Source organism: uncultured Frigoribacterium sp., from assembly GCF_963515265.1.
Lineage (GTDB): Bacteria > Actinomycetota > Actinomycetes > Actinomycetales > Microbacteriaceae > Frigoribacterium.
This window is the reverse complement of sequence record NZ_CAUPYL010000143.1, coordinates 1-6,814: the sequence shown is the minus strand read 5'-3', so window position 1 is coordinate 6,814 and position 6,814 is coordinate 1. Positions and strand designations below refer to the sequence as shown.

Sequence of the window (6,814 nt, the reverse complement as noted above, 5' to 3'; positions counted from 1 at the left end):
GCAGAAGCCCCGTCGGCCTCAGGTCCGGCCTCGGGAGCAGCAGCTCGCCTCGGCGGCGGGTCGTACGCCCGCGGGCCGTCGGCGAAGCCGGGCGTGCCCGCCCGGGTCGGCGTCCCGTCACGGTCGGCGGGTCGGTCGGAGGCGGGGCGTTCGGACATCGGGACGAGTCTAGGCAGGCGCGCCCGGCGAGTCGCTGCGACCGTCGCGGACCGGCGCGTCCCCCGCGGACTCGGCCTCCGCCTCCTGCGCCCGCTGCCGGGCGAACATCTGCGGGACGATCCTGAGGAACGTCCAGACGTCGCCGCGGTCGTAGCTGTCGGGCGACTCGTCGCCCCCGAGGAACGGGTAGGGCACGGGCACGTAGACCTGGTCGGGGCCGAGGGGGCCCGTGCGGCGGGCGACCTCGTCGAGGTGGGGGCGGCGGAGGACGAACTCGTCGAAGCCCTCGTCGGACAGGACCATCGCGTCGAAGTGCTCGAGGGAGTCGAAGCGGCCGTAGTCCTTGAAGGCGTCGCGGAAGGGGTGCAGCACCCCGAAGGTGCCCTCGCGCCGGTCGTGGAGGAACACGTGCCCGAGGTGCGAGTACCCGACGACGTCGGTGTACGAGCGATGCAGCCCCTCCCAGCCGGGCAGGTCGCCGACGGGGCGAGGCGACGGGAGGAGGTGGTAGCCGGGCGAGCCGGACGCGGGCTCGGCCGTCAGCTCGGGTGCGGCGGCGGGCCCAGGCGCGGGGACGGGCTCGGGCGCGGCGGCGGGCTCGGGCTCGGTGGCAGGCTCGGTCGCCAGCTCGGAAGGGACTCTGACGGGCGCGGTCTCGGGTGCGGCCGCGGTGTCCTGCGGGCTCGTCGTCGAGCGCCGGAACGGGTTCCTCATTCGCGTGAGCTTAGGGGGACCTCGCCTGCTCGTCGAGAGCTGACGAGAACTCATGAGGTGGTCCGGACGAGAGCGGGGCTGACGCGCGGGAACGCCCCCCGGGAATGCACGCTCGCCGCGTCGGTTGCACCACGGATGAGCTCTGCCGACAGCACCCGTCCGACCGACCCGACCGCCGACCCCTCCGCCGCCGCTCCCGGCACCCCGGACGCCGCGCCGCGCACCGCGCTCGTGGTCGGCGCCAGCGGCATCACCGGCACCGCGCTGGTCGAGCGCCTCACAGCGGACGGCTGGGACGTCCTCGCGCTGTCGCGCCGCGCCTCCTCGGCCCCCGGCGTCCGCGGCATCGCCGCGGACCTGCGCAGTGCCGACAGCCTGCAGGAGGCGCTGGCCGGCGAACGCCCCACCCACGTCTTCTTCACGGCCTGGTCGCGCCAGGAGACCGAGGCCGAGAACATCGCGGTCAACGCGGGCATGGTCCGCGACCTGCTCGCCGCGCTGGCACACGCGCCGGTGCAGCACGTCGCGCTGGTCACCGGCCTGAAGCACTACCTCGGACCGTTCGAGGCGTACGCCGCGGGCGAGATGCCCGACACGCCGTTCCACGAGGAGGAGCCCCGCCTCGACACCCCGAACTTCTACTACGCGCAGGAGGACGAGGTCTTCGCCGCCGCCGAGCGCCAGGGCTTCACCTGGTCGGTGCACCGCTCGCACACCGTGATCGGCTACGCCGTCGGCAACGCGATGAACATGGGCCTCACCATCGCCGCCGCCGCTGCTCTGAGCCGCGAGCACGGGCTGCCGTTCGTGTTCCCGGGCAGCGAGACGCAGTGGAACTCGCTCACCGACATGACCGACGCCGGCCTGCTCGCCGACCACATGGTCTGGGCGTCGACCGACCCCGCCGGTGCGGACGAGCCGTTCAACGTCGTGAACGGCGACGTGTTCCGCTGGCGCTGGATGTGGCCCCGCCTCGCCGCGCACCTCGGCGTCGACCCTGCCCTGGTCGCCGGGCCGTCGGGCGCGCCGCAGCCGTTCGAGGTGCAGATGGCCGGTCGCGAGGACGACTGGGCGGCGCTCGCCGCGAAGCACGATCTCGTCGAGCCCGACCTCGCGCGCGTCGCGTCGTGGTGGCACACCGACGCCGACCTCGGCCGCGAGATGGAGGTCGTCACCGACATGGGCAAGAGCCGCGAGGCCGGGTTCGTCGGGTTCCGCCGCACGGAGCGCGCGTTCACCGAGCTCTTCGACCGGTACCGCGCGGCACGCCTGGTGCCGTAGGGCGGCTGCGCGTCCTCGGGCGCTCTGTGTCCCGCAAATGCCGACCGCGGGTGCCGCAATACCTGCATTTCCCGCTGTTGTAGCGCCCGGCATCGGCTGACGGTCGGCATGTGCGGACCTTCGCCCTGATCTCAGGAGGCGCGGGTCGACGGCACGGAGGAGGCGCGGGCCCTGAACCGAGGAGGCGTGGGGCGCTGGCTACGGGAGGCGCTTGTCGTCAGCCGGGCCGTCGGACGCGTCGTCGACGCGCGGGGCGCCGTCCGCGAGGGGCACGTCGTCCGCGTGGGCGAGGATCGACTGCGCCGTGGCGCCGAGCACCACGGTGGCGTCGACCCCGCGGGCCTCGGCCAGGGCTGCGCTGAGACCGGCCGCGAGGCTGCCGCCGGCTGCTCCGAGGGTCGAGACGACCGCCTCCTGCTGCTCGGTCAGCGGCTCGTCGGCCTGCTCGGCGACGACCTCGCGCAGGTTGTCGTCGCTCGCGTCGAGTGCCTCGTCGTCGCCCTGCGTGATGGCAGCGGCCTGGGACACGATCGCGAGCGCGAGCTCCGCGGCGTCGCGCTCGGGTGTGCGGTCGGTCGGTGTCGTCTCGTCCATGCGGCGACCGTACGCCGCACTCGCGAGGGATCGTCAGCGAGCTCGGAGGCAGCGTCCGCGTGCCGAGCCCAACGCGCCCTCGGCCCCTTGTCCCACATGTGAGAGTGATCGGCGTCGCCGGCGTCCCAGGAGCGGGGATCCGGGGCCTCCTGGCGGCGGATCTGTCTCCCTTTGCGATGCCCGGCGTCCGGCGCCGCGCCGCTGAGTGAGCACTGCGCAACTAAATGCGGGCCGCGCCGCTCAGTGCGTGCCGCGCCGCTCAGTGCGCGCCGCGCCGTCGAGCGAGCTCGACGGCCCGCCCGATGCTGTCGCGCCACGGCTCCCCGTGGCCGGGGAGCACCACCCGCGCTCCCGTCGAGGCGAGGGCGTCGAGCGAGGCGAGGGCCACGTCGCTGTCGGCCGTCGCGGCTCCGGCCACGATCTGCGGGCCGCGACCGCCGGTGTAGGGGTCGAGCGTGACGAGCGCGTCCCCGACGATCACCGCGTCGCGGTCGGGCAGGTGGAGCGCGACGTGCCCGTCGGTGTGTCCCGGCGTCGGCACGATCACGGCGCCCTCGGGCAACGGCGTGCCGGCACCGATCGGCTCGGCGTCCCGGACGCCCCGCACCCCCAGCGCGCCCGCGAGGGCCATACGGCCGAGCGCCGGCAGGGCGGCGAGGTGCTCGACCGGGTACCGCCAGCGGGGGCGCTCGTGGCGGTACGAGTACGGCCGGGCCGCGAGACGGGCGTCGGCCTCGTGGACCCACACCGGCAGCCCCCAGCGCCGCCGCACCTGACGTGCACAGCCGACGTGGTCGAAGTGGGCGTGGGTGAGGAAGACGCCGTCGACGTCGTCCCGGCCGTGGCCGAGCTCGAACAGGGCCTGCAGGAGGTGCGGCCACGCAGCAGGGAGACCCGCGTCGACGATCAGCACCCTCGTGTCGTGCTCGACCAGGTACAGGTTCGTGTCGGCGACCTCGAGGCGGTGCACGCCGGGGGCGACGTCGCGCTCGAGCAGGGCGGAGGGGCGGAGGAACGACATGCACCGACCGAACCACGGCGGGCTCGTCCGTGCAGACGGCTTGACACGAGCCCGGTCGAGGGGCCACGGAGGCGCGCTCCGGGTCGACGGTGTCAGGCACCAGTCAGCAGGCGCCCGGGTTCGACCACCGTCGGTCAGGCGTCGAGCAGCCCGCGGATGTCGTCCGCGGTGAGCGAAGAGCTGAAGACGGCGTCGTCGTCGACGACCGCGTCGAAGAGGGCGGCCTTCTTGCGGCTGAGCGCGAGGACCTTCTCCTCGATCGTGTCGTTCGCGATCATCCGGTAGACCATCACCCGCTTCGTCTGGCCGATGCGGTGGGCGCGGTCGACCGCCTGCGACTCGGCGGCGGGGTTCCACCACGGGTCGAGCACGAAGACGTAGTCGGCCTCGGTCAGGTTCAGGCCGACGCCGCCGGCCTTGAGGCTGATGAGGAACACGGGCGAGGCACCCGAGCGGAACCGCTCGATCACCTCGGCCCGCCTCCTCGTCGACCCGTCGAGGTACTCGTGGGCGAGGCCACGCTCGGCGAGCCGGTCGGCGACGCGTGACAGGAACGACGTGAACTGGCTGAACACGAGCGCCCGGTGCCCGCCCGCGACCACGTCGTCGAGCTCGTCGAGCAGCTGGTCGAGCTTCGCCGAGGGCACGTCGTCGTAGGCCGGGTCGATGAGCACGGCGTCGAGCGCGAGCATCCGCAACAGGGTGAGCGAGCGGAACACGATGAACCGGTTGCGGTCGAGGTCGTCGATCAGGTCGAGCAGCTTCAGGCGCTCTCGCTGCAGGAACGCGTCGTAGAGCTCCCGGTGCGCCGGTGCCAGGTCGACGCGCAGAACCTGCTCCTGCTTCTCCGGCAGCTCGGGTGCCACCAGTTCTTTGGTGCGCCTGAGCATCAGCGGCCGGATCCGACGCCGCAGCGCCTGCAGCAGCTCAGGTCGTTCACCGGTCGCGATCGGCTTCAGCCAGTCGTCCGAGAAGCGGACGCTCGTCGAGAGCAGTCCGGGCGCGACGATGCGGAAGAGCGCCCAGAGATCCATCAGGCCGTTCTCGAGCGGCGTGCCCGTGATGGCGATCGTCACCGGCACGTCCAGGTCGACGGCGAAGCGGTGCGCCTGCGACTGCGGGTTCTTCACGTACTGGGCCTCGTCGAGCACGAGAGCCGCCCACGAGTGCGCCGCGTACTCCGCGAAGTCGAGACGGAACAACGCGTAGGAGGTGACCACGACGTCGGCCTCGGCCGCCGCCTCCCGCAGGCCCCCGCGGCTCTTGGCCTCGGTCTCGGTGATCGTGTGCACGAGCAGCCCCGGCGTGAAGCGAGCGGCCTCGGACGCCCAGCCGGAGACGACCGAGGTGGGAGCGACGACGAGGAACGGGGTGCGCGGGAGCGTGGCATAGCCAGGCCCGGCACCGGGCGAGTCAGCGTCGCGGGCGCGGGCGCGGGCCACGGCCTCGGCTTCACGGACGTGCGCGAACAACGCAAGGGTCTGCAGCGTCTTGCCGAGCCCCATGTCGTCGGCGAGGACACCGCCGAGACCGTGCTCGTACAGGAACGCCAGCCACCGGAAGCCCTCGAGCTGGTACGGCCGCAACGTCGCCGTCAAGGAGGCGGGCACCGCCGCCGAGGACGCTGCGGCTAGTGCAGCGGCGCCGGTGTCGCCGTCCGCCGCGTCGGCCAGCGCGAGCAGCCCGCCCACCGTCCGCCGCCAGCTGTCCGCCTGTACCGTCGCGTCGGCGAGGTCGTCGAACTCGGCCCAGAGGCCCGCCTGGTAACGGCTGATGCGGGGAGTCTCGACCTCCCACTCGTCGAGCGAGGTCGCCTCGTCGATGAGCCGCTTCAGCTCGTCGAAGGCCGGGTGCGTCAGCGACAGGTACGACTTGTCGACGAGCAGCATCTTGCGCTGCCGCTTCGCCAGCGCCGTCAGCAACGGGACGAACGGCACCGTCCGGCCCTCGATCGTGACGAGCACGCCGAGGTCGAACCAGTCGCGCTTGTCGGTCTCGATCGTCGTGACGGTCAGGTGCGGCGCCTCGGTGAGCTCGCGGTAGTCGGGGCGCTCGCCGACGACGTCGACGCGGACGTCTCGTCGCGCCTCGAGATCGGGCAGCCGTGCGTGGGCGAACTCCGCGGCCGCCACCCCGCGGAGCGTCGTGCCTCGGCCCGGGACGCCCCACGACTCGACGTCGGGCACGACGACCCCGGGGGCGGGTGCCGCCGAGCCGAAGGGCACGACGCGACCCGCGACGTCCCAGTGCCAGCCGAGCGAGAGGCTGTCGCCCCTGCCGAAGGTCGCCGTCAGCACCAGCTGCGGCGGGAGCACCTCGGGGAAGGCCACCGAGTCGTCGCTGCTGGTCACGGCGACCGTCTGCTGCAGCGCAGGGTAGAAGTCGCGGAGGAACTCGTCGGCGTCGCCTGCGGGCACGACGAGCTCGCGCGCAGACGCCAACAGCCGTCGCTGCTCGTCGCCGATCGGCGACGCGGTCGGCGCGAGGACGATCGACAGCGCGGGGTCGGGTGACACGAGATAGACCCCGTGGTCGGCCACCGTGCCGCTCTCGTCGTCCGTGCGCAGCACGCCGTCGACCGTCACGCCCGCGGCGAGCACGAGGCCGCCGTCGTCTCCGCGACGCGCGTCGACCGCCACCCGAGCGCCCGTGGCCACGGTGACGTCGGTGCTGCGCTTGCCGGTGACGAGGGCGATCCCGAGCCGCTCGGCCTCCGCGAGCAGGGGCCAGAGCAGCGGACTGGAGAAGTCGTCGAGCATCAGCCAGTCGCTCTCGCCGGGCACGTATGCCGCGTGCACGGAGCGGTGCAGGGCCGCGAACTGGCCGAACCAGGCGTGCACGTCGGCCGCGATCTGCAGGCGGTTCATCTGGTACGGCAGCGACGTCCAGGTGAGGTCGCCCCGCACCCAGTTGCCCGTGCGGCTGAGGCTGACCGGCCGCACCCCGAGACGCCAGGAGGCGCCCGCCGCCCCGCCCAGGGAGGCCCCCGTCACCAGTCCGCCCCCGCCCAGCCCGCCCGTCGCGCGGTCCTGCGCGTCGACGAGC

Annotated in this window: 5 protein-coding genes; 1 reads left to right on the top strand and 4 read right to left on the bottom strand. The window is 73.4% G+C overall.

Going from position 1 to position 6,814, the window contains the following annotated elements:
• Positions 1 to 168 precede the first annotated feature (168 nt).
• Positions 169 to 873, bottom strand: coding sequence for a T6SS immunity protein Tdi1 domain-containing protein (locus tag RWM17_RS10850; protein WP_314103572.1), 705 nt, complete (start codon positions 871 to 873; stop codon positions 169 to 171).
• A 135-nt stretch (positions 874 to 1,008) separates the two neighbouring features.
• Between RWM17_RS10850 and RWM17_RS10845 the strand changes: the two genes are divergently transcribed.
• Complete coding sequence (locus tag RWM17_RS10845; protein WP_314103571.1) at positions 1,009 to 2,154, top strand: SDR family oxidoreductase; 1,146 nt, start codon at positions 1,009 to 1,011, stop codon at positions 2,152 to 2,154.
• 198 nt (positions 2,155 to 2,352) lie between these two features.
• On the opposite strand, the gene RWM17_RS10840 is transcribed toward RWM17_RS10845, so the two are convergent.
• The 3 genes from RWM17_RS10840 to RWM17_RS10830 form a co-directional block, all read right to left on the bottom strand.
• Entirely contained in the window at positions 2,353 to 2,748 is a 396-nt protein-coding gene (locus RWM17_RS10840) for a hypothetical protein (RefSeq protein WP_314103569.1), read from the bottom strand.
• 259 nt (positions 2,749 to 3,007) lie between these two features.
• A complete protein-coding gene (locus RWM17_RS10835) occupies positions 3,008 to 3,769 on the bottom strand; it encodes an MBL fold metallo-hydrolase (protein WP_314103567.1) in 762 nt (253 codons plus the stop codon).
• 134 nt (positions 3,770 to 3,903) lie between these two features.
• On the bottom strand, positions 3,904 to 6,814 hold a 2,911-nt coding region (locus RWM17_RS10830; protein ID WP_314103565.1), incomplete at its 5' end, for a DEAD/DEAH box helicase.

What these genes read in the sequence shown, in the direction of transcription:
- RWM17_RS10850 (WP_314103572.1), bottom strand. Translation starts at nt 873, where the DNA reads ATGAGGAACCCGTTCCGGCGCTCGACGACGAGCCCGCAGGACACCGCG.
- RWM17_RS10835 (WP_314103567.1), bottom strand. Translation starts at nt 3,769, where the DNA reads ATGTCGTTCCTCCGCCCCTCCGCCCTGCTCGAGCGCGACGTCGCCCCC.
- RWM17_RS10845 (WP_314103571.1), top strand. Translation starts at nt 1,009, where the DNA reads ATGAGCTCTGCCGACAGCACCCGTCCGACCGACCCGACCGCCGACCCC.
- RWM17_RS10840 (WP_314103569.1), bottom strand. Translation starts at nt 2,748, where the DNA reads ATGGACGAGACGACACCGACCGACCGCACACCCGAGCGCGACGCCGCG.